18 protein-coding genes, 3 pseudogenes and 1 riboswitch are annotated in these 23,652 nt (G+C 39.3%); of the genes and pseudogenes, 9 read left to right on the plus strand and 12 right to left on the minus strand.

Going from position 1 to position 23,652, the window contains the following annotated elements; translation table 11 throughout:
- The first annotated feature begins 1,033 nt into the window (after window positions 1-1,033).
- Window positions 1,034-2,488: a S8 family serine peptidase gene (locus V7083_RS05965; RefSeq protein WP_335476382.1), complete on the plus strand. Its 1,455-nt coding sequence runs from the start codon at window positions 1,034-1,036 to the stop codon at window positions 2,486-2,488.
- Window positions 2,489-2,545: 57 nt separating this feature from the next.
- Here the strand turns inward: V7083_RS05965 and V7083_RS23745 are convergent, their stop codons facing one another.
- Window positions 2,546-3,373, minus strand: a complete 828-nt coding sequence (locus tag V7083_RS23745; RefSeq protein WP_438823700.1) for a methyl-accepting chemotaxis protein — start codon at window positions 3,371-3,373, stop codon at window positions 2,546-2,548.
- 114 nt (window positions 3,374-3,487) lie between these two features.
- Window positions 3,488-4,285: pseudogene (locus tag V7083_RS23750) on the minus strand (HAMP domain-containing protein); the annotation flags it as partial.
- A 209-nt stretch (window positions 4,286-4,494) separates the two neighbouring features.
- Here V7083_RS23750 and V7083_RS05975 point away from each other — a divergent pair.
- From V7083_RS05975 to V7083_RS05990, 4 genes are all read left to right on the plus strand, one after another.
- A complete protein-coding gene (locus V7083_RS05975) occupies window positions 4,495-4,950 on the plus strand; it encodes a GtrA family protein (protein WP_335476386.1) in 456 nt (151 codons plus the stop codon).
- A 122-nt stretch (window positions 4,951-5,072) separates the two neighbouring features.
- Window positions 5,073-5,474 carry a hypothetical protein gene (locus V7083_RS05980; protein WP_335476388.1) on the plus strand — a complete coding sequence of 134 codons (402 nt, stop codon included), beginning with the start codon at window positions 5,073-5,075 and terminating at the stop codon, window positions 5,472-5,474.
- Between the two features lie 125 nt (window positions 5,475-5,599).
- Window positions 5,600-5,686: riboswitch (cyclic di-GMP riboswitch) on the plus strand.
- Window positions 5,687-5,705: 19 nt separating this feature from the next.
- Window positions 5,706-6,482 (plus strand): hypothetical protein, encoded by a 777-nt coding sequence (locus tag V7083_RS05985; protein ID WP_335476390.1) that lies wholly within the window; start codon window positions 5,706-5,708, stop codon window positions 6,480-6,482.
- Between the two features lie 440 nt (window positions 6,483-6,922).
- Complete coding sequence (locus tag V7083_RS05990; RefSeq protein ID WP_335476416.1) at window positions 6,923-8,212, plus strand: NCS2 family permease; 1,290 nt, start codon at window positions 6,923-6,925, stop codon at window positions 8,210-8,212.
- Between the two features lie 47 nt (window positions 8,213-8,259).
- On the opposite strand, the gene V7083_RS05995 is transcribed toward V7083_RS05990, so the two are convergent.
- Window positions 8,260-10,146: a hypothetical protein gene (locus V7083_RS05995; protein WP_335476392.1), complete on the minus strand. Its 1,887-nt coding sequence runs from the start codon at window positions 10,144-10,146 to the stop codon at window positions 8,260-8,262.
- A gap of 789 nt (window positions 10,147-10,935) precedes the next feature.
- Between V7083_RS05995 and V7083_RS06000 the strand changes: the two genes are divergently transcribed.
- A complete protein-coding gene (locus V7083_RS06000) occupies window positions 10,936-12,174 on the plus strand; it encodes a saccharopine dehydrogenase family protein (protein WP_335476394.1) in 1,239 nt (412 codons plus the stop codon).
- Between the two features lies 1 nt (window position 12,175).
- On the plus strand, window positions 12,176-13,303 hold the full coding sequence (gene nspC, locus V7083_RS06005) for a carboxynorspermidine decarboxylase (protein WP_335476396.1): 1,128 nt from the start codon (window positions 12,176-12,178) through the stop codon (window positions 13,301-13,303).
- 346 nt (window positions 13,304-13,649) lie between these two features.
- Here the strand turns inward: nspC and V7083_RS06010 are convergent, their stop codons facing one another.
- From V7083_RS06010 to V7083_RS06030, 5 genes and pseudogenes are all read right to left on the minus strand, one after another.
- Window positions 13,650-14,183, minus strand: coding sequence for a PepSY-associated TM helix domain-containing protein (locus tag V7083_RS06010; RefSeq protein WP_335476398.1), 534 nt, complete (start codon window positions 14,181-14,183; stop codon window positions 13,650-13,652).
- Window positions 14,184-14,225: 42 nt separating this feature from the next.
- Entirely contained in the window at window positions 14,226-15,392 is a 1,167-nt protein-coding gene (locus tag V7083_RS06015; RefSeq protein ID WP_335476400.1) for an ABC transporter permease, read from the minus strand.
- A complete protein-coding gene (locus tag V7083_RS06020) occupies window positions 15,370-16,080 on the minus strand; it encodes an ABC transporter ATP-binding protein (protein WP_335476402.1) in 711 nt (236 codons plus the stop codon). Before V7083_RS06020 ends, V7083_RS06015 begins: the two co-directional genes overlap by 23 nt.
- Window positions 16,080-17,018 (minus strand): efflux RND transporter periplasmic adaptor subunit, encoded by a 939-nt coding sequence (locus tag V7083_RS06025; protein WP_335476403.1) that lies wholly within the window; start codon window positions 17,016-17,018, stop codon window positions 16,080-16,082. Before V7083_RS06025 ends, V7083_RS06020 begins: the two co-directional genes overlap by 1 nt.
- Before the next feature lie 159 nt (window positions 17,019-17,177).
- A pseudogene (locus V7083_RS06030) lies at window positions 17,178-17,591 on the minus strand (FecCD family ABC transporter permease); the annotation flags it as partial.
- 2 nt (window positions 17,592-17,593) lie between these two features.
- On the opposite strand from V7083_RS06030, the pseudogene V7083_RS06035 reads away from it, so the two are divergent.
- Both V7083_RS06035 and V7083_RS06040 read left to right on the plus strand, forming a co-directional pair.
- Window positions 17,594-17,761 (plus strand): annotated as a pseudogene (locus V7083_RS06035) (thioredoxin reductase); the annotation flags it as partial.
- A 142-nt stretch (window positions 17,762-17,903) separates the two neighbouring features.
- A complete protein-coding gene (locus tag V7083_RS06040; protein ID WP_335476405.1) occupies window positions 17,904-18,215 on the plus strand; it encodes a c-type cytochrome in 312 nt (103 codons plus the stop codon).
- 19 nt (window positions 18,216-18,234) lie between these two features.
- Here V7083_RS06040 and V7083_RS06045 read toward each other — a convergent pair whose 3' ends face one another.
- From V7083_RS06045 to V7083_RS06060, 4 genes are all read right to left on the minus strand, one after another.
- Window positions 18,235-19,632, minus strand: coding sequence for a sigma-54 interaction domain-containing protein (locus tag V7083_RS06045; protein WP_335476407.1), 1,398 nt, complete (start codon window positions 19,630-19,632; stop codon window positions 18,235-18,237).
- Between the two features lie 139 nt (window positions 19,633-19,771).
- A complete protein-coding gene (locus tag V7083_RS06050) occupies window positions 19,772-20,734 on the minus strand; it encodes a DUF561 domain-containing protein (RefSeq protein WP_335476409.1) in 963 nt (320 codons plus the stop codon).
- Between the two features lie 17 nt (window positions 20,735-20,751).
- Complete coding sequence (locus tag V7083_RS06055) at window positions 20,752-21,993, minus strand: L-lactate MFS transporter (RefSeq protein ID WP_335476412.1); 1,242 nt, start codon at window positions 21,991-21,993, stop codon at window positions 20,752-20,754.
- A gap of 31 nt (window positions 21,994-22,024) precedes the next feature.
- Complete coding sequence (locus V7083_RS06060) at window positions 22,025-23,608, minus strand: acyl CoA:acetate/3-ketoacid CoA transferase (RefSeq protein ID WP_335476414.1); 1,584 nt, start codon at window positions 23,606-23,608, stop codon at window positions 22,025-22,027.
- Window positions 23,609-23,652: the final 44 nt, after the last annotated feature.

Here is a 23,652-nt window from a genome sequence, read left to right on the forward strand (position 1 = left end):
TTTAATGCATTGTAATTGCTAACATTATATCTTTTCTTTTTTTCATTTTATTATTCTATCCTTTCCTATTCCATGAATCCATTTTTCTTGATTAAGAGCTCTTTAATCTTGAAAACAATTATTATTATTAAAAGAATACTAACCACCCAAAAGTAGGAAGGTAGATTATCTTTTATATTCCAAAAAGCGAAAAAAACAAGAAAAAATGTGTACATAATAATATCAATTAATATTTTTGATTTAGATTTCATAATGATTCCCCTATGCTATATTGTTATATTATAATAATGGAAAAGTATGGAATTTCCTCTCGTTCCATATTTAAACATATTTTGCATTATACTGCCAAGTTATTTTTTGCTATTTTAATATTTATCGCTGAGATTTCTTAACTTGTTCAAAATTCACATTCAATAGTTTGCCTTAATTTTTTAAAACGTTTTTTTGAAAAGCCAAAGCGACTTTTTCTGCTTCTTCTTGGCCATCCATTTCAAAATACTTTTCAAAAATAGCTCCCACTTCAATCAATCTCTATGCTCGAGCTTTCCGTTCTTTTTCCTTTAATCGACTCTCAACCTGTTGCTTCCGAGCCTTGATCTGCTCCATCACTTTCTCTAATTCTTGTAAACGTTCTTCGTCCGTTTTTCTCGCAATGCTAAAACCTTCCTAACAAATACGAACATTAATTACTTTAACTGAATCCGTAAAAGCCGTCCTATAACCATAGAACGGCTTTTCTTTTTTAAATTGGCTCTAAAATTTTTTGGCCGTCTGGGGTGGACATTGGGTTTTGAAGCTCTGTTTTCTTTCAAATATTTACATTCTATTGTTTGATTCTACTGTTTTAGTAGGAGATTTCTCGAAAGATTTATAGATTTCTGCTATTTTTAAGGTTTTAATAGAGGAAATTCCATGTTTTTGTCTGAAGAATCTCTTGATCTCCTTTCTTGTTTTGACAAATTAATTTGTGACGTTGTCCTAAAATCAATTCATAAGGTTAACCATTCCGTACATAAAAAAGGGGGACTTATCGTTGAAAAAGAAATTATCTATTCTATCCATTTGTTCTGTTCTATCCATCTCTTTATTTGTTGGGGCTCAACCAAGTAAATCCAAGGCTGCCGCCGAACAGGAGCATTATGTTTTGGCTTATAAAGGAAAACTTCCTGCTAATTTCTCTCGAGATATTGAAAAAGCCGGTGGGAAAGTGGAGCGTGTGATTGAGGAGGTAGGAATTGTTGAGGCTGCATCTACTGATCAATCCTTTCTTTCTAGCATTTCACAGAATAAAGATATTCAATCTGCCGGTAAAGAGCTGGAGGCATACTTAGAACCAGACCCAGATGACGCCATTCAATTTACCCCGGGGACCCCTAATGGGCAAAAGGTCACATTGGATCCTAATGCTACCAGTTACTGGGATAAGCAATGGGATATGCAGCGATTAACACATAACGGAGATTCTTATAAATTAGATTCAGGAAATCACGATACCGTTGTAGCAGTGATCGATACAGGAATCGATTTCAGTCACCCGGATTTAAAGGCAAATGCCGATGAAAAAGGTTCCAAGTCATTTGTTCCAGGGTTGACAAGCCCTTGGGATGGTAATGGCCACGGAACCCACGTTGCCGGTTCTATTGCAGCAAACGGCAAAGTTAAAGGGGTTGGCCCTGATTTAACCGTTCGTGCTTACCGCGTTTTTGGCCCTACCGGTGGAGCCCAGCAATCATGGATTACCGATGCCATTGTTGCTGCAGCAAATGATGGAGTAGAAGTCATAAATATGTCTATCGGCGGATGGCGCTGGATGGCCAATAACTATGGCGAAAAAGGGGACTCAGCCTCCATGGTAGCCTATCACCGTGCTGTACAGTATGCGATTCAAAAAGGGGTAACAGTCGTTGTATCTGCTGGAAATGATTCTATGGATTTAAACAATTTACATGATATGCAAGCATATTGGAAAGCAAACTATGGACTTGATATTAAAGGTCCATCACGTGTCGCACCAGCCCAGGTTCCGGGAGTCATAACCGTATCATCCTCAAATCAGTGGTCAGATAAAGGTATCGCCTTCTACTCCAACTACGGAAGTGCCATTGATGTGGCAGGCCCTGGAGGAGATAATGGTCCGTTATATGACAGCCTATACCGCAAGGACCCAGCTGGAAACTATTTAAATAAACGTGATTTCACGTATCGTACTTTATCGACGTATCCAACTTATCCAGTTGGCGCCAATGCAACTACCCAATTTAGTGATGGCAATTGGCATGGCTATTCTTATCTACACGGTACTTCCATGGCAGCACCAAAAGTTGCTGGGGTAGCCGGAGTTATTAAGGCTGCACACCCTGAATACACCCCTGCTCAAGTAGCGGCGGCTATCAGGCAAAGTGCCATCGATTTTGGTAAAGTAGGTGCTGATCCACTTTACGGAGCTGGCGAAGCCAATATTTACAATTTCCTGGCTAATGACAAATAAATAGTGAATTTACAGGCAAAAAAACCGCTGGGTCCTACTCAGCGGTTGCCTGTTCTACTATTTATCAAACTTAGAAAGGATATTTTCATATTCTTTTACTATATTATCTATTTGTGTAACTTTTGTATTCATCTGTTCTAGCACTTGAATTTGATCACCCATAATGGAGGAAATCACCTGATTTTTTTGATTAATTTCCTCGGATAATTCCTTGTTTTCCATTACATTTTGGGCTGCAGCATGTGATTTATGAACTAAATCTTTACTAGTATTCGATAGCTGTTCTAATTTCTCACCTGTTTTTTCGATATTCTCCATAATTTCATTAAACGTTACCGAGGATTGCCCGATTAACTCGATACCTTTTTGTAGTTCCAAGTTTGTTTTATTTATTTCAATTCCAGTAGTATTAGTGTTTTCCACCATTTCCGCAATAATAGCGGCAATCTCTTTTGTTGAATTAGATGATTGTTCCGCTAACTTTTTAACCTCGTCAGCAACGACTGCAAAGCCTCGCCCTTGTTCACCCGCTCGAGCAGCCTCTATAGCGGCATTAAGGGCCAACAAATTGGTCTGGTCTGATATTTCAGTAATCATTTGAACAATTTCCTCAATTTTTTGCGATCTGCTGATTAAGGTCTTTATTTCACTTGAGACATTATTCATTAGATGGTTAATCGCATGAATTTGCTTAATCGTTTCATCCAGGACCTGTTTTCCTTTATAGGATTTAGCCATATTTTCATTCGAATTATCATGAATACTTTCAATGTGCTTATTCATGTCTCCTGCATTATTCTGTAATTCTAACAAAAATGACTCCAAATCCCCCGATTTCTGACTTTGCAAATTCGTATGTTGGTTCATATCCTCATTGAGTTCCATTACCTTCCCAAATAGCTGATTATTTCGGAGAATGGTATCTTTTAAGGTATGGTTCACATCTTCAAGAGTGATAGAATTCCCTTCTATTTTTGAAACAAGGCCCCGAAGTTCCAGTACTAATTCATCGAAACTCCGTGATATATCCCCGATTTCGTCCTTTTGCTTTAATGAAACGTTAACGGTTAAATTCCCTTCTTTTACCTCAGCAATCTGAAAATTCATTTTTCGCAATGGCACTACAAACTGGCGGATATAAATATATAATCCAATGATTAAAACAACCATTACCGCTAATGTGACAATGATAAAGTTTCGCTTTAAGGCATTTTGTATATCAAAAATCTCATTAGCATCTAAATCTGCGCCTAAAACCGCAACAATTTCCCGGTTATCATCAAAAACAGGAACATACGCACTCATTAGATATCCGTACTCAGCCGTGTTATAAATCTGTGTTGTTATGACCTTTTTCTTCTTGAATACCTCAGTTATTTCTGGATAATCTTCATTAGTGGCTTTATCACCATAGTGAGAAAAGTCCTTTGACTCCATGTTTCCTCCGTCAACCAGATAGCTTAACTTATATGTATCTCCAATCCTTTTAACATCTAATGTATAAAGGTATTTAAGGCCATAAATTTCCTTATAATTGAGTAAACGCTTTCTTAACTTGTGATAATAAGGGGTCTTTTCTGGGTCCTCGGACCGTTTAAGTTCTAATAGTTGATCTACCTTAATAGTTTTTGAAATATTGTTCGCAAGATTCCCTACCTGTGCTTTTTTCGCATCATTAAACTCCCCAACGCTTGTCCTATAAGATCCAAACGATAATATGACGCAGCCGATCAGGAAAAATAAAATGAGCGGTACCAATAATTTAGATTGAATACTTTTCAATGTCATTTCCTCCATAGTTTTTCCCGTTGGTATATAATTGTCAATATTCAGATATTTTTACCTATAGCACGTCTGTATCTTTAGTATATTATGACTATTATAAAAAACAACAAAAAAAAGTAAAAATACAACAAATTTCGACCTTTTTTACAAAAAAATAGAATATAACCTCGGAAGGCAACCATACTAAATATGTTAGTATGCTTTTAAAGAGGTAGAAGTTGATGAAAAATAATTCTCGTTCTTTGTTTATAAAGCACTCCATAATTTCTATAATTGCTCCATCTGCCCAGAAATACTGGCAATTTATTAAATTCTGTTTGGTTGGGGTTGCCAATACATCCATTTCGTTAGTTGTCTATTATATTTTTATAACGCTTGAAGTTCAATACCTGCTTGCAAGTACAATTGCCTACTGTGCAGGACTTTTGAATGGTTATGTGTTTAGTTCATCTTTCGTGTTTAAACAGCAAAGAAACACGCATCAAGCTTTGAAATTTATGATGGTAAATATGTTCTCTCTATTACTTAACCTTCTATTCCTCTTTGTTTTAATCGACCTATGGGGGATTTCAAAAATAATGGCCCAAATAGCCGCCACAAGTTTTAATGTCATCTTTAATTTTCTTCTGAACAAGTTGTGGACATTTAAGTCAAAACAGGTTGCTGATTCCCATTAAGGCAACCTGTTTTGTTTTTAACTTTTGGAAAAACGTACCACGCCGCTTTTTGAAACTTTTTTTAAACCAAAGCGTAAATAGGTTATAGCTTTTCATTTCAATAAAGTATGGGAGAATTATAGATGAAAAAATTAATCATTGCCTTCGTTTTGCTGTTTAGTTTAGTTGCACCTGGGATGACGGAAGCAAAAGGATTCAGCAAGGGCTCTAGTTCCTTTAGCCATAGTTCTTCATTTGGATCGCATTCTACAACAAAATCTTACTCAGGATTTAAATCACCTTTTAGCAGTAAATCAGGGTCATCCTATAAAGGATCCTATTCCACAAAACGAGGTGGCTTTTGGAGCCATGCAGCAGCATTTGGAGCAGGGACATTTATCGGAAGCATGCTCCATCCTTTCGGCGGCCATTATTACGGAAATTCTTATGGATTTTCCATGTTCGGGATGCTTTTAGATATCATGATTATTTTAATTATTATCCGATTGATTAAAGGGATCTTTAGACGGAAACGTTATTACTAGAATATTACGATGAGAGCCTCATCCTTAATTGGATGGAGGCTTTTTTGCAATGATTTATGAAAAATTAATGAAAATCCCTTTTTCCCTAAAAATTCAATTTACTCTTTAAGCGAATTCGATTAAAATCGACATAAAGGTACAGCCAAGGGAAACCTGGTGTCACAAAGCTTATAGGGGCTAAGGAGTTAATCTATGCCAGCCAAGCTGCCCTAACCATAAGGAGGAAAGGTTATGAAAAAACAACTAGTTTCAAAGATTTCAGCAGGTTTATTAGTTTCGTCATTAGTGCTTAGCGGTGCTTCATTAGCTAGTGCGAAGGGACCAGATCAAAGTCACGGGAAACCTGTAACTGTAACTACGAAGAGCCCAGGGAAAACTGCTACAAAAGGACACAGCACAACAAAAGGAACGATTAAATCATCAGTAGGAAAATCACTGGAGAAACAGCTTAATTCAAGTGAGTATTCAATTAATAAAATTATAAACGCAGTTAATAGCTATTTTAAGGTAGAATCTGACGGCACAACGGACAAAGTTTTAACCAAAAAAGCCGCATCAGACGCATATAACAGCTTTAAAGGTAAGCTTAACTCAGAGCTTAATAAGCTTCGTGCAGTAGACAAGCAACTAGCAAATTATAAAAAGAATAAAAAAGTATCTGCAGATGAACTGGCTGTATTAGCTGAGAAATCTAAGACACTTCAGGCCCTTGCTGCTAACGAGATCACTCAGGTTCAAACTTTGGCCACACAAGCAGCCGCTAATAAGCCAACAACAACGACAACTACTGGAACAACTTCCGGTACAACAACGCAAACTGGAGATAGTGACGATAACCAAGGTACTGAAACTACTACTACTCAACCAGATGATAACGGTGAACAACAAGGCACAACCACATCAGGTACCACCAGCGAATCTGACAATAGTGGCACTCAAACCACAGGAGACAGTTCACAAACAACGACGACTGGAGATACAACAGAGTCAGCAAATACTGCTGATTAATCATAGCAAAAATGAGAGTCCCTCTTTACGGACTCTCATTTCATTTTTATTTTTTTATTCTAATTGATTAGATAGGTATTGAGCTTTCAGATTTAACTTCTTTCTGTTTTGCTCCTGAATCTGCCTTAAATCATTTATTTTGCGCTTTAATAGACTTGACCTTCCCATATACCTCTCTCAAAAATTGTTCATATATGTCATAGATTTCAGGGTTTACTTTTTCATCCTTTAGCACTTGTCTCCATAGTTTTCCTGGTACAATAATAGGGGCCAGGATTAGTGATACCCAGCCTAACTTGAAACTATTTGGAATTTTATAGTTTACTTTATCAACTTATCAATCTTGTCTTCTTTCATTTCTGTGTTATAATATTCCCCGGCATTAGTCTTGGACTTAATGCGGGTGGGAGAGGGCGTTACGCGAAAGTGTGATTAACATTATGAGAGGGGTATTCAAACTTAAGCATCATCAAACGAATGTGAAAAAGGAGGTAATTGCAGGACTAACATCATTTTTTTCCATTGTTTACATCATTGCCGTTAATGCAAAAATCCTCGAGGATGCAGGTATCCCGCTTGAAGCAGGAATCATTGCAACCGTACTTTCTTCATTGGTTGGCTGTCTATTAGTCGCGTTTATGGCAAACGCACCGCTGATCCTTGTTCCCGGCATGGGAATCAATGCATTATTTACGTATACCATTGTTGGTTCAATGGGCCTAAATTATATGGAAGCATTAGGGGCCGTTGTCCTATCTGGTATTCTCTTCATTTTAGTGGCCTTTACCAAACTTTCAACCATATTATCCGAAGCGATACCAACTTCATTAAAGGAATCTATTTCAGTCGGAATAGGGCTATTTATCGCCTTTATCGGGTTACAAAAAAGTGGAATTGTCATTGGAAATTCCCATAATTTCGTTGGCCTTGGTGATTTATCATCGCCTATTGTAATGGCATCAATCATTAATTTGATTGTTACATTGTTTTTATTTTTAAAAAAGGTACCGGGCAATTTTTTAATTAGTATTATTTTTGGCACCTTTATCTCATGGCTCTTTGGAATAGTTAAGTTTTCTCAACTGGATGCGGACTTTATTTCTTTTGACCACTATAAGGATGTCCTTATGAGCGCTGATTTTGGAAAAATAACGACAATCCCGTTTTGGACAGCCGTGTTTTCAATGGTGTTGGTGCTCGTTTTTGAAAATATAGGACTGGTGCATTCCCAAGTGAATGGAATGCTTCAAGCACCTGAAAAGAGCGGGAAATCATTAAAGGCCATATCCATTTCAACCATTGTTTGCGGATTTTTCGGCACCAGCCCTTCTGTTTCAACTGTTGAGTCAGCTGCAGGAATTACGGCGGGTGGAAAAACAGGTCTAACCTCTGTTGTTACAGGTCTTTTCATCCTTTTATCGTTATTCTTCATACCTTTTATTAAACTAGTACCGGATGCAGCCATTGCACCAATCCTGATCATTATCGGTGGTTTGATGCTGACAAATGTAGTAAACATAGAGTTCTCCGATTTCACAGAGGCCTTTCCAGCATTTTTAGTCATCATCATGATTCCATTAACATACAGCATTGTGGATGGCATCGCCTTTGGTTTTATTGCCTACCCACTTGCAAAGATTTTTACAAACAATCACAAACAACTTTCATTATCTAGCTTTATCATATCTTTATTGTTTTTAACAAACTTTCTGCTGCAAGTCGTGCACTAAGAAACAAATAAGAAGGCTTAGGACAAAATGTCCCAAGCCTTTTCTTATTATTCTTTTAAAAATGCAACTTCTAAGCGGTCGCTTTCTGCCTTATTCGGCTGAGTAATCGTGATATATACTTTTCCAGCATTTAATCCTAATTGTTGAACAGCCATTGAAGCAGTTTGGGCTTTTGCAGTAGTCGAAGTCCATAAAGCGCTGCCTGTCTTAGATTTATAGACTTTGATGACATCACCTTTAGCCATTCCGGTTACTGTAAGGGTGTCTGCAATCGTTTTATTGTTTTTAATTGTGACTTGGGAAGCAGTCAATGTCTTCGAAGGATCTAATGCCTCTTTAGCATAGGCAGCTTCCAAACGGCTGCTTTCTGTCATATTTGCACGAGTGATACTAATATAAACTTTTCCTGCCTCTGTCCCTAACTGGTTAATTGAAATCGTAGCATTTGAACCAGTAGCTGTGACTTTTGTCCATAAAGCACTGCCTGTTTTTGCTTTGTATACCTTAATTACGTCACCTTTAGCAATATCTCTTACTATAATGGTATCAGCACTATTTTTATTATTTTTAATCTCAACCTGTGAAACGACCAGCGGTTGGGATGGATAAACCATCTCTTTTGTATAGGCTACCGCTACCCGGCTGCTTTCAGCCTTATTTGAGCGGATCACACTGATATACACTTTGCCCGGGATTTTGCCAAGCTCTTTAATAGACATAGTCACCGTTGGCCCTTCAGCCTCAGCCGCTGCCCACATTTCTCCGCCTTGAACAGCTTTATAAACCCTGATTACATCTCCTTTAGCTAATCCGGTTACCGTAATAGTATCCGCAGCGGTTTTATTATTTTTAATTAACACTTGAGAAGGGTCTAAAGATTTAGACGGCTCAAATGAAAGTAATCCGATCACAGAGTAAAGTACACTGGTCTTTTTATCGAGAGTGGCCATAATTTGCTCCGTCGTTGCATTCTCATTTAAATAGCTTTTATATGGAATTTTATTAACCTTTACAGCACCGTTAATATTCCAGACCTCTCTGGAAATTTTCAAGTTTACATTGCTAATATCCAATCCACTATCTGCAGGGAAGCTTCCCAAGTTAATCTCTGTTGTTGATTTTCTTTCAAAAAGCTTTTGATCAACAAAAATATCTGTCTTCAGATAATTTTTAATGCTAAATAATGGATCTTTTTTGAGCTCAGGTAACATCTCCACAAGTGATGCTTTAAATTCCTTAAGTCCATTTTTGAACTCTGCCTCAGTAATCGGTTCTCCTCCGCCTGTGACTTCATCTAATTCGTTAATTGCACTTACCATTTGTTTAATAGCTGCTTGATCTTTTGAAAGGTTATCAAGAAACTTAATCATTAGTTCAGGTAATTCAGGTGCATAAATTTCAGCATGGACTTTATAACCTGCTACTTGGGCCCCGTTCACCTTCTGCGTCGATTTCCCAGCAGTTATCTTTTTTGGATTTGGCAAGTTTTTAACTACCGGTGCCAGAAGTTTTTGCTGTATTTCTTGGATTAGTTTTGTATCAGATGAACCGTCCTCCACTACAGAGATCCTGATTGGCTTACTAGCATTGTCTAGTAAAATGACTATTTCTTTTTTATCCACATATAATTTAAATGGAATTTTCCCTATCTTAAGGATGATATTACCGGAAAAAGAAGCCGTACTGCTATCTTTTACATTCGCTTGAACTTCTATCTTTGCTCCGTCAAATAAGTCAAGAATCTTCAATAAGTCAGGATCTTGGACTTTTGATCTGGTATATGTAAAATCTAAAGCGGTCGTTACTTTACTTTCAGATGCTGCAACATTGGTACTATTTAAAATCATCTTATTGAGGTCAACACCATTAATGGATTGACACCCAGTAAGAAATAGAATGGTCCCTATTAATACGAGAATGATCTTTTTTATCATATTTACCTCCAACATTTTCTATTTATTTCTTATTTATTCATTAAGTTTCGCTTGCTAACCTTAGTACCTATGAACCTCCTTATATAATTTTTCTATTAAACTAGTAAACGTCAATAACTAATATTACCATAATTTAGGTAGGTAAAGTCGTGATTAATTAGTGTACTTTTCTAAAAATAGATAATTTTACTAAAAGGCCTAATAATAGGTGGTATTCAAAATATTTTCTTGACAAATGTGAAAGTATTTTTATTTTTCCTCTTGCTTCTTGGAAAACATACTGCTAATATAGAGAAGTATTATTTGGAAAGCTACTATAAAAATATATCGGGATCTTTCCAAGCAGATAATTTTGACCACTTCTCACAGGAAGTTAAGGCCACGGACAGCCGGGTCAAATGCCGATTGGCAACTTAGTTGCCTTATTGATTGAGTTAAAAGCTCAAATTTTATAAGTTGGTTACTTTACAACCAGTGCATATGCACATCAACTTGTGAAACGGTCAATAAGAGTGGTAAAAGTAATTATTTGCTATATAGACTCTGATCCTAAAGAAGATATATTTTAAATATTTTAGAGCTTTCTGCCATAATGTCCTTTTGATTTTTATGGTAAATGTATGCCGTCCAACTATGGTCATGGGTACATTTCTGCTTATAAATATTTACGATTATATCAAAGCAAGTGTTGTGCGCAGTTTTGGCGTTATGCACTTGCTTTTTTGTTTTGAAAAGTTTTATATCACTTTTTTATATTCAAAAAAATCTATTTAGTTAGGAGACAGGAAAATGGGAAAAGCGCTTATTATCGGGTGTGGTGGCGTTGCTTCAGTTGCCATCCATAAATGTGTTCAAAATAGTGAAGTTTTTGAAGAAATTTGTATTGCTAGCCGTACAAAATCAAAGTGTGATGACTTAAAGGCGAAGTTAGACGGTGGAAAAACTAAGATTACAACTGCACAAGTTGATGCAAACAATGTGGATGAATTAATCGCTTTGATTGAAGAAGTGAAACCTGACATCGTTATGAACTTGGCTTTACCATACCAAGATTTAACGATCATGGATGCTTGTTTAGCTACTAAGACTAACTATATGGATACGGCAAACTATGAGCCTGAAGATACGGCAAAATTTGAATACAGCTGGCAGTGGGAATACCGCGAACGTTTTGAAAAAGCTGGCATTACTGCTTTATTAGGCAGCGGCTTCGATCCGGGTGTAACTGGGGTATTTTCTGCATATGCTCTAAAACATCATTTTGATGAAATTGAATACATCGATATTCTTGACTGTAATGCTGGGGATCATGGATACCCATTTGCAACCAACTTCAATCCTGAAATCAATATCCGTGAAGTATCGGCTAACGGCAGATATTGGGAAAATGGTGAGTGGATCGAAACAAAACCAATGGAGATCAAACGCACTTATAACTTCCCTGAAGTTGGCGAAAAAGATATGTATCTTCTTTATCATGAAGAACTTGAATCCCTTGCTGTTAACATTCCAGGCCTTAAGCGGATCCGTTTCTTTATGACATTTGGTCAAAGCTATCTGACTCACTTAAAGTGTCTTGAAAACGTCGGAATGACTTCCATTGAACCAATTGAATTCGAAGGCAAGCAAATCATTCCTCTACAATTCTTGAAAGCCGTTTTACCAGATCCAGCTTCTCTTGGACCACGCACAAAAGGGAAAACAAACATTGGCTGTATCTTCAGAGGTAAGAAGGATGGAAAAGAAAAGACTTATTATGTATACAATGTTTGCGACCATGAAGAGTGCTTTAAAGAAGTGGGTTCACAAGCGGTTTCTTATACAACTGGTGTTCCAGCGATGATTGGTGCCATGATGATGATGACTGGTAAATGGAATAAGCCAGGCGTTTACAATATTGAGGAATTCGATCCAGATCCATTTATGGAAGCATTAAACAAGTGGGGACTTCCTTGGAAAGAAGACTTCAATCCGGAACTTGTTGATCATGAGCCTGTTAAAGTCAAAAGTCAGGAGTCTGTTCGATAAAATGCGCTTTGAAGAACTTCCTACACCATGTTATGTCGTTGATGAAGAACTTTTAGAGAAAAATCTTAAAATCCTAAGTGGGGTTATGAACCGTACAGGATGCAAGATTATATTGGCTCAAAAAGCTTTTTCGATGACTTCAATGTATCCGCTAATTGGAAAATATTTAGCCGGAACAACAGCAAGCGGTCTTTATGAGGCACGATTAGGTTACGAGGAAATGGGAAAAGAAAATCACGTCTTTGCCCCAGCTTTCCGTGATGATGAAATCGATGAAATTGTCTCTATTTGTGACCATATTATCTTTAACTCTTTTTCCCAGGTAGAAAAATTCAAAGATAAGGTGCTGCAAGCCGGTAAAAAGGTCGGCTTGCGCATTAATCCTGAATGCTCTACCCAAGATGGGCATGCCATATATGACCCATGTTCACCTGGATCCAGATTCGGTGTGACCTTAGAACAGTTCCGTCCAGAATTGCTTGAAGGCATCTCCGGATTGCATTTCCACACTCTTTGTCAGCAAAACTCTGACGACTTGGCAACAACGCTAAATGCAGTTGAAGAAAAGTTCGGTCAATGGCTGCCGCAAATGGAGTGGATCAATTTTGGCGGAGGGCACCACATCACTAGGGAAGATTATGATATTCCGCTATTGGAATCTTGTATCAAAAGAATGCAAGAGAAATATGGTTTAGAGGTCTATCTAGAGCCAGGAGAAGCCGTTGCACTCAATGCAGGATATTTGATAACAACGGTTTTAGATACGATTAAAAATGGAATCGATATTGCCATTCTTGACACCTCTGCATCTTGCCATATGCCTGATGTATTAGAAATGCCTTATCGTCCTCCTCTTTTCGGATCAGGAGAAGTTGGCGAGAAGCCACATCTGTACCGTTTAGGCGGACAAACCTGTATGGCCGGTGATGTGATTGGAGATTATTCCTTCGATCAGCCATTAAAGAGCGGCGATCGCTTGGTTTTTGGCGACATGGCCATCTACACCATGGTTAAAAACACAACTTTCAATGGTATGGGCTTACCTGCCATTGCCGTGAAAAAGAAAGACGGAGATTGTGAGATTGTCCAGCAATTTGGCTATGAAGATTTTAAAATGCGACTAGCTTAATATAGTAAAAACCAGATTCATATGCTGAATCTGGTTTTTTGTTGCGCTTTAGACGTGCAAGATGGATTCAACTGCATTAATCGCTAGGGTATCCACGCATTTTGAGAATTTTTCAACGTGTTTTGTTCTCTTATCAACAAGTTCCACTTTTTTTGACACTTTATCAACATATTTTTTTAGTTTATCAACGCAAATCGGTAAGATATACACGTATTTTACAGATTTATCAACGTGTTTTGTTCATTTATCGACGTCTCTTGTCCACTTATCAACAAGTTCACTTCCCAACTAGAACCAACATATAAAAAAAGAGCTCAACCGACTTGGGTTGGAGCTCTCTGTCTCATTATGCTACTTGAGTTTTTAACTTTTTCCGTTTCTTCTCAGCTGCTAGAATTTTTACAGATAAATAGATGCCTGTCCCGGTTAGGAAGATTAGTGCCACCGCCACTAAATCTATTAACCATGTAACATCTGTGTTCCCAATTCTCCCTTCATGAAGACCTCTAATGATCCCCATTAAAGATTGTGATTGGCCGTTCGTTCCGCCTTGACCCATGCGTCCACCCATGGCAGGGAATTGTCCGTTTGTATTTGTCCCGTCTTGGCTGTTAGCATTGGCCTGAGTATTACTGTTAGTCGTTCCGTTTGCAGAAGCAGAAGATTGCCCGTTGGTTTGACCGGATTGGCTGGAGCTATTTGTCGTTCCTTGTTGACCAGGCGGCATCATTTGTCCTGTTGGGAAATTACCTTTTTGTTCCGTCTGTGACTGTCCAATCAGCCACGGCTCATTCATAATCAATCCAGTAATTGACTCCATTAGGATAAATATTGAACAAATCAACCCAATCCATAAGTGAGCGTTTCTAGTTTTCTTCATATTTAATATTCTCCTTTTATTAATATATTTCCAGGCTAGTATTTATTGGTACCTTAGTGCCTGGATAGGATTTAACTTGGAAGCTTTATTAGCAGGGAATACACCGAAAACCACTCCCACCACAAGTGAGAATAAGAATGAAGCCGCTATTACCGTTGTGGAGAAGGATACGGTCAAACTCATAAAGGTGGAAACGAGTTTACCTATTCCCAATCCCGCTATGACACCGATCAGTCCACCCATTGCACTTAGAACAATGGCCTCAATTAAAAATTGTAAAAGGACATCACGCCGTTTGGCGCCGATTGCTTTCCGAATTCCAATCTCTTTTGTTCCTTCTGTCACCGAGACCAGCATAATATTCATGATTCCAATTCCGCCAACTAATAAGGAAATACTCGCAATTCCTCCAAGCATCATCGTCATTGTGTCACTAACAGAACTCATAGTATCCATGACATCCTGTTGATTCGTTACACCGTAACTATCGGATTTGCCAGGAAACATGCTTGCCAAAGCCAATTTGACCTCGTTCATGACGTAGTCCATTTGTTCTTGACTTTTCCCTTGTAAATAAACCGTGCTAATCGAAGTGCTTCCCACAACACGTTGACCCGTGCTAAGTGGAACAATGATGACATTATCGCCGCTCTGGCCCAAGGAGCTTCCTTTTGATGCCATTACACCTACTACCTTAAAGGACGTGCCATCAATCTGGAGATATTGCCCTACTGGGTTATCCGTGCCAAAAAAGGTTTCTGCTGTACTTGAACCCAAGACCACTACTTTCTGCCGATACTCAACATCCAGGTCGGTAATGAATCGGCCTTGGCTAACGTTCGCATCCCGGACAGTGGAATAGGCAGCATTCGTGCCTGTTACTTGTACTTGGGAAGAGGTCCTTTCCTTTTTGACATTGACCCGACCGGAAACAATCGGGGCCACCGCTTTTACACCGTCAAGTTTGCTTATTTCACTAATTTTATCCTCAGTTAATTCAATATCTGTGCTATAGGTACTGACCGTTAGAAGGTTAGTACCTAAATTATTGATCTGGCTTGTTACCGATTTGGTTGAACCTTGTGCAATCGAAACAAGCACGATTACGGAAGCCACCCCAATAATAATTCCCAACATCGTGAGGACTGCCCGCAGCTTATTACTTTTGATACTGCGGAGCGCCATTTTAATGGATTGCGTGATGCCCAAGGAGCAGACCTCCATTCTCCAACAACTGACCATCTTGAATACTGACCATTCGTCTTGCTTGTTTCGCGATTTCTAAATCATGGGTAATCAAGATGATGGTATGACCTAACTCGTTTAATTCCTTCATTAATTGCAAAATCTCTTTACTTGTTTTACTATCAAGTGCACCGGTTGGTTCGTCTGCTAACAGGATTGATGGCTGACCAACAAGTGCTCTTGCAATAGCAACCCTCTGCTGCTGCCCCCCCGAAAGCTGAGTAGGCATATGACCTGCCCGTTCCTTTAATCCAACCTTACCAAGACCCTCCAATGCACGGTCACGTCTTTCCTTGGTTGGCATACCAGCATATAACAACGGAAGTTCGACATTCTCCAATGCAGTCAGTTTATTTAATAGGTTGAAGTTTTGAAAAATAAAGCCGATTTTTTGATTACGAATCACAGCAAGACTATTATCATCCATTTGACCGACATCTTTTCCATCTAGGAGGTATGAACCCTTATCAGGGCGATCGAGACAGCCAAGCATGTTCATTAACGTTGACTTTCCTGATCCAGACGGACCAATAATGGCGATGAATTCTCCTTTTTGAATTTCCAGAGAAACGTCATTTAACGCATGGACCGTTTCACCGCCAAGCATATAGGTTTTCATGAGATTATTAATTTTAATCATAGCGACACCCATTAATTTCCACCCCTTCCACTGGACTGTCCTTGACCGCCGCCACTTGGCGGCATGCCTCCTCCACCATCCATTCCTCTCATCATAAAGCCTTGCGATTGACTTGATGAACTGGATGAAAGCTCTGGTAATTGGACCGTTTCACCTTCTGAAACTCCTTCTGTTATTTCCACATATTCATCATTGGCAATACCTGTTTTAACTGTTTTCTGCTCAGAAGTGCTAGTATTGCCTGAAGTCACTATGACGTATTTTTCATTATTACTTGTGTGTACTGCGTCTACTGGGACATATAAAGCTTGATCTTTACTGTCTGTGAGAATACTTGCTTCCGAACTCATCCCTACCTTTAGGTTTGCTGGGTTATCAATGTGAATGGTGACATCAAACGTTGATGAGCCACTTTCTGAACTTCCTTCGTCTGCTACCGCCGTTACCTTACCGGTATAAGTGGTATCTGGATAAGCACTAATGGTTAAGCTTGCAGTCTGTCCTACTTTAACCTTCGGAATATCCAACTCATCTACCTGAACCACTGTTTGCAAATCGGTATAATTAGTTAGATGTGCTACTGTCAAGCCGCTTGTTACTCGCTCACCTGCTTTTACCGATACAGATGTAATGGTTCCACCAGCAGGTGCTGTTATTGGATCGCTATCATCCGTGAAAGTAACTAATTCCTGACCTGCCGTAACTTTGTCACCGGCAGCCGCTAATACCTCATCAATTTCATTGTTGTCTTCTGTTGCCTTAATATCTTCAGATGTAACCGGCTCAACTGCCCCAGAGCCACTTATTTTAACTTCTAACTTGCCTTTTTGGACCGTAGCCGTTCGAACCTGAGTAGTGGCCTCAGTGCTGCTGGTTTTTGAGCTATAATACTGATAACCAACAAAGCCAATGACAAGAACACTAATGATGATCCAAATCCATTTTTTCATCTATTTTTTAACTCCTTTTCTCCATGGCGTTTTCGGAACAACCATAGTTCAATTTTGTCCATGTGCCCATTATCGTTTCCTAACCTTAAATTATCCTTAATAAAAAAAGGTGCCTGTCACCAAATGAAATTTTCCATTTGGGTGGCAGGCACCTATCGATTATTTTCGAAGTAGCAAGTAGATGAAATAGGGGGCACCGATCAGTGCCGTCATGATTCCTGCGGACACTCCTTCCGGTTGAAGAAGATTTCGACCAATGGTATCTGCAAACAGGAGGAGCCATCCGCCTACCAACATAGCAATAGGGAGAAACAATTGATTTCTTGGACCAATCAGAGCCTTTGCTAAATGAGGCGCCATCAATCCAATAAAGGATATGCCTCCGGCCACTGAAACGGCAGAGGCTGAAAGAGCCACAGCAGTAAACAGGAGAACTAGCCTTTCTTTTTCGATCTTTTAGCCCACCTCAATGGCAACAGGGTCATTCAAGCTAAGTAGATTTAATCGATTTGCTTTATACAAGGTGAAGGGGATTAAAATAGCTAACCAGGGGAGGATCGCCCAGATAAACGGTCGACGGGAAATTGCATTTAATCGCCGGGGCTTTCCAGGACGCCGCCAATGCTGTGAACAAAGCTAAGAAATTTATTGAACCCTTATCTGAAGCATCTGCGATGGTTTCTTCTCATAATGAGGTTTTCTATAACCGGAATAAGGAATTGATTATGAGAATGATTAAATAAATCTTCTTTTACGATATACCAAACCAACATGTGACAAAACCAAAAAACTTGAACTTGAGTTCATTAAAATTTCATGGAGTAATCCTCTCCCTATACAAGTTATTCAGTATATTTAACTTATCTGATAAAAAGGAGGAACACCATGAAAAAATTATGGACAGCATTTCTGTTTACTGCACTCATCACAAGCGGATGTAGTTCAGATGCTGTAAAGGAAGACGATAAAAATAAGGTGGTGTCTGCTGGAGAGAAACCTTACAATAGGTCATGTGCAGGCTGTCATGGCGCTGACTTGACAGGAGGGGCAGGACCTGATATTTCCAAGGTTGGTGGCAAATCCAATGAAAAGGAAATCCTTAAAATTATTAAGGATGGAAAAGGCATGATGCCAGGTGATCTTCTTTCTGATAAAGATTCCAATGCAGTTGCCAAATGGCTTGCAGATAAGAAGTAACCATTGTAAGGCATACCAGTTATTCGGTATGCCTTTTGTCTGTTTGCTCCTTAGAATGAATGATCCCATCCATCTTTTTCAATTTCCGATAAACGGCCGATCGATCCACCTCTAAACGCTTTGCTGCCTCTGTGGCATTTCCATTGCTGGCATCAAGAATGTGTTGGATGTATCTTCCTTCCACTACTGCTGTAAAATCTTTCAGTTTCCAAGAATTTTTCATGTTACTTTTTATAAAATGGTCAATGGTAAACCAGTCTGTAACAGCTTCGTTTGATTGCTGATCCATGTGGGCATGCTCCGTTACGACCAGTCTTTCAATATAATTGCGAAGTTCTCTGGCATTGCCGGGCCAGTCCTGCCAAAGCATTTTTTGAAAATCCTCAGCACTGAGGACATAACTTTTATCATATTTTTGATTAAATTCCGTAATGAAACAAGATATAAGACCCACTAGATCTAACTTTCGATTGCGCAGCGGTGGAATTTGTATTGGAATCACATTGATTCGGTAATATAAATCCTCCCGAAAAACTCCCTGTTTAATCATTTTCCACAAATCCCTGTTGGTAGCGGAAATGACGCGGCAATTCACGGTAATATTACGGACACCGCCGACTCTTCTTACCTCATTATTTTCAATAACCCTGAGTAATTTGGCCTGCATGTCCAATGGCAATTCAGCTATTTCATCTAAAAACAACGTGCCATCGTTGGCTTCTTCGAATATTCCCTTTTTTGCCTCAATAGCGCCTTCAAAAGATCCTTTTTCATAACCAAACAACTCATATTCAAATAATGATGGATGTATTGCGGCACAATTAATCGAAACGAACGGACCTTGGCGATCACTTTTTTGATGGATGTATTTCGCCATCACTTCCTTGCCAGTTCCTGATTCCCCTGAGATTAATACCTTAGTATCATAGGAAGCAATTTGGCTGCAGACCTTCAAAATTTGTTTCATCGCTAAGCTTTCTGCAATAATCCCCGGCTCAGCCTCTATTGGAAGTTCTTCTTTTTTATTATCATTTGAATAAAGTAATTCGTAAGCCTCATCATCCAAATGAATTTTTTCTTTATATTGATTAGATTTCGTTACAACCAGCTGAACATCTCCGACATTATTAAAAATCGGAATGGCAGTGGACTGTACATTAAATCCTCTGCTTGTTTTGATAATCCTCGTAACCCGCTGCTTGCTTTCAATCGCTTCCATCGTAATTGAATGGTTATAATAACCGGCCTTCACCAAGTCTTGAACATTGGCCTTGATTAATTCTTCAAGAGGCATACCTATCGTTAATGCCGTAAATTCATTGGAAATGAGAATATTGCCTTCTTTATCTGTGACAAATAGAGTGGAGGGTAAGTCGTGTATATGTTTATCTACTATAGATTCGTTTGGGCGATTCATATGTAAAACCTCCCTTAAGTTTTTTGCCTATGTAGTATTATAAACGTCATAAAAGTGAAAAGCGGTGTCCATATTATGAATCATTTTATACAGAAATAGCCAAACAGGTTTGAAAACTTTCTGCTTGGCTACTTCTCATTTATGCTAATACTAATTCTTTTTCTTCTGCAAGGATTACGTTTCCTAGTCGGTTCAAGACTTCTTGAGCTTCGGCAAACATAGTGGTAATCATTTCTTCAACAGTGGTAATCTCATTGCACATACCTGCGATTTGGCCAGCCATGACAGAACCGCGGTCCGTATCACCTTCAAACACAGCTTTTCTAAGTGATCCTAACGTAAGTTCTTCAAGTTGATCACGTGTTGCTTTTTCCTGCTCAAGTTTTAAATATTCCGCAATCATACTGTTTTTAATGCTGCGCACTGGTGCACCGGCACTGCGGCCTGTTACAGTTGTACTTGTATCATCCGCTTCCACAACCGCCATTTTAAAGTTGATATGCGTCGGACATTCCACTGTTGTTAAGAATCGGGTTCCTAATTGAACCCCTTGGGCACCTAATGCGAAAGCAGCAGCAACTCCGCGGCCGTCGGCAATTCCACCTGCAGCAACAACTGGAATGGAAACAGCACTGGTTACCTGCGGCAGCAATGCCATTGTTGTTGTTTCACCCACATGTCCGCCTGATTCCGTTCCTTCAGCGACTACTGCATCCACCCCAATAGCTTCCATTTTCTTGGCAAGCTTAACAGATGGTACAACCGGAATGACTTTAATACCATTTTCTTTAAGAATTGGCATATAAGGTGCCGGGTTGCCTGCACCGGTTGTCACAATTTTTACGCCTTCTTCAATAAGAACTTGAATAAGTTCTGGAATATTATTCATCATTAACATTAGATTAACAGCAAATGGTTTGTCCGTAATTTCTTTTGTTTTGCGAATTTCTTCTCTTAAACGATCGGCAGAAAGGCCACCTGATCCGATAATCCCTAATCCACCAGCGTTCGCAACAGCTCCAACTAATGGGGCAAAGGCAATTTGAGCCATAGCTCCTTGAAAAATAGGATACTTGATACCTAACAATTTAGTAATACTCATGATAACTTCCTCCTCTATTAAGCAACCTTTGTTGAGGTTGGTGCCGTTGTTTTTTTACTTTCCATTGATTTAAAGATAAATGTTAACGCAAAACCAACTAGTGAGATCACTAAGGCAATATAGAACGCTTTGGTAAACATACCGCCATTTGCAGCTGCCACGCTGTTGGCAATTCTTGGGCCAAAGAAGGCAGCACCTGAGTAACCAATAAACGTAACGCCATAATTAACCCCATAATATTTCATTCCAAATTTCTCACCAACAATAGAAGGGAAAATTCCCATCGTACCGCCGAAGCATAAACCAATTCCGACAATGGCTACCGCGAAGCCCGCAACAGATGTAGATGATGCAATGATTAGCATCATTACCGCAATGACTAAGTAGATGGCCATTAAACATTTGGTTCGGCCGATTTTATCAGAAACAGCTCCCCAGAATACACGACCAAGACAGTTACTTAGAGAATATAAACTAACATATAATGCAGCTGTTGCAGCAGATAGGCCAAACATGGTCTGTCCAATTACAGAAGCATTGGAGGTAACCATCATACCGGAAAGAGCACCAATTAAGAACATGCATGCTATTACGTAAAACATTGGTTTTTTGATCATTTGGTTCCAAGGGATATTCACACCGCCCGTTTGAGTACCTTTAACAACTGGAGGAGTCCATCCTTTTGGTGCATATCCAACCGGACAAGCTTTTACTAATAGACCGCATCCCAAAATTATCACTAAGAAGACCATGCCAAGTGTCACTAAAGTTGATTGAACACCGTTGCTAGTAATTAGCGCGTTAGCAATGGGCGCAATGACAATCGTACCGCCGCCATAACCGGCAGTTACAATCCCTGCAGCCATACCGCGTTTATCTGGGAACAGCTTTACTGAGTTTCCGATAGTAGAAGAATATACAATACCTTGGCCAATACCGGTAATGATACCGTAAGTGATGTAAAGCATCCAAGGTGCAGTGGCTAAACCGGATAAAATAAACCCGATCCCAAACATGGACCCTCCCAGGAAGATGGCGGTTCTAGCCCCACCCTTGTCAACTAATTTTCCGCCTAAAATCATAGGAATCGGCGCGATGGCTGCATTGATCGTAAATGCCATCATGATTTCCGGCATGGTTGCATGAAACACCTTTGTTAATGGTAAAGCAAAAATACTAAAGGCATAGACGGCTCCGACACAGATATTAATCAGGGTCGAGGCGATTAAAATTCTCCAGCGATTAAGCTCTATATTCATGTTTTTGTTTCCTCCAAGATTATATATTTTTTTAAACCGTAACTAATTCTTTGCTTCTTTCAGCAATAATGGACTTCAGCTTACCCCAGTTTTCTTGGAACATAGCTGGATCCATTACCTTTAAGTTTGGAGATACAGCTGGAGTAAATTCCATTTGATCGAAAATATGAGTTTGTAAGTCAACTCCCGGCGCTATTTCAGTCAAGGTTACTTTTCCCTCGATTAGTTCAAAAACAGCGCGTTCTGTTACGTACACCACTGGCTGATTGATTTGTGTTGCATAGGCTCCACTGAAGGTAATTTGCTGGACTTTTTTAATAAATTTTTTCGCTTTTCCTTCTTGTATAATGTTCAGCTTTCCATTTTCCACCTGAACCTGAAGGCCGCCTGCTGTAAAGGTACCGGCAAACACTAGTTTTTTCGCAGATTGTGAGATATTAATAAATCCACCGCAGCCTGCTACACGAGTGCCAAACTTACTCACGTTGACATTGCCAAATTCGTCAGTTTGCGCAAGTCCCAGAACGGATAAATCAATACCGCCGCCATCGTAAAAATCAAACTGTGAATCATGATCTACAATAGCCTCAGAGTTATAGGCATGGCCAAAGTCCTTCAAACCTGCTGGAACACCGCCAATGGATCCTGCTTCTGTCGTAAGAATGAGCTGTTCGCTTACTTCTTCCTCTGCAGCAACAGTACCCACACAAACCGGAATCCCTACACCAAGGTTTAAGACGGTATTTGGCATAAGTTCTGCTGCTGAACGGCGGGCAATTATTTTCCGTTCATCCAACGGCAGTGCATCTATTGAATCAACTGGAACTTTTACATGTCCGGAAAAGGCAGGATTATAATAAGTATTTTCTGTTTGAAAATGGTTTTCAGGCTTTGAAACAACTATATAATCGACTAAAATACCGGGTACCTTGATATCTTTTGGATCTAACGTACCATTTTTCGCAACTGTTTCTACCTGGGCAATCACAATGCCTCCAGAGTTATGAACAGCTTGTGCTATCGGCAGTACTTCCATATGAAGTCCTTCTTTTTCAAGAGTTAAGTTGCCATTTTCATCAGCCACGGTTCCGCGGATTAAGCCCACTTGAATAGGGAAGGACTTATAATACAACCATTCTTCTCCATCTAGCTCCACTACTTTAACAATGTCTTCTTTGGTAGATGCTGACATCTTGCCGCCTTCGACTCGCGGGTCAACAAATGTCCCCATTCCTACTTTAGTAATGACTCCCGGGCGTTTGGCAGCAATCTCTCTATATAATTGGGTGATGACACCTTGCGGCAAGTTATACGCTTCACATTTGTCTTCCTCAATTAATTTGGCCATCCCAGGAGATGCAATGGCGATTCCGCCAATCCATCGTTTAATTAACCCTTCATATCCTAAATGGCTCATTCCTTTATCACGTCTATTTCCAACAGCACTTGAATGCATAACGGTTAGATTTTGCGGGTGGCCCGTTTGCAGAAAACGTTCCTCAATGGAAATTCCCATTTCCTCCGCCCAACAAGCTAACCCAAATCCACTCGCAGCAACCGTATCGCCATCTTTGATTAGTTCGGCAGCTTCTTTTGCTGAAATGACTTTTGACATCTCGCTCACTCCTCTGTAGTATGTGAATAATTTCACAAAAATCT

The sequence above is a fragment of the Bacillus sp. JJ1764 genome (assembly GCF_036962145.1).
In the GTDB taxonomy this organism is placed as follows: Bacteria; Bacillota; Bacilli; order Bacillales; family Cytobacillaceae; genus Neobacillus.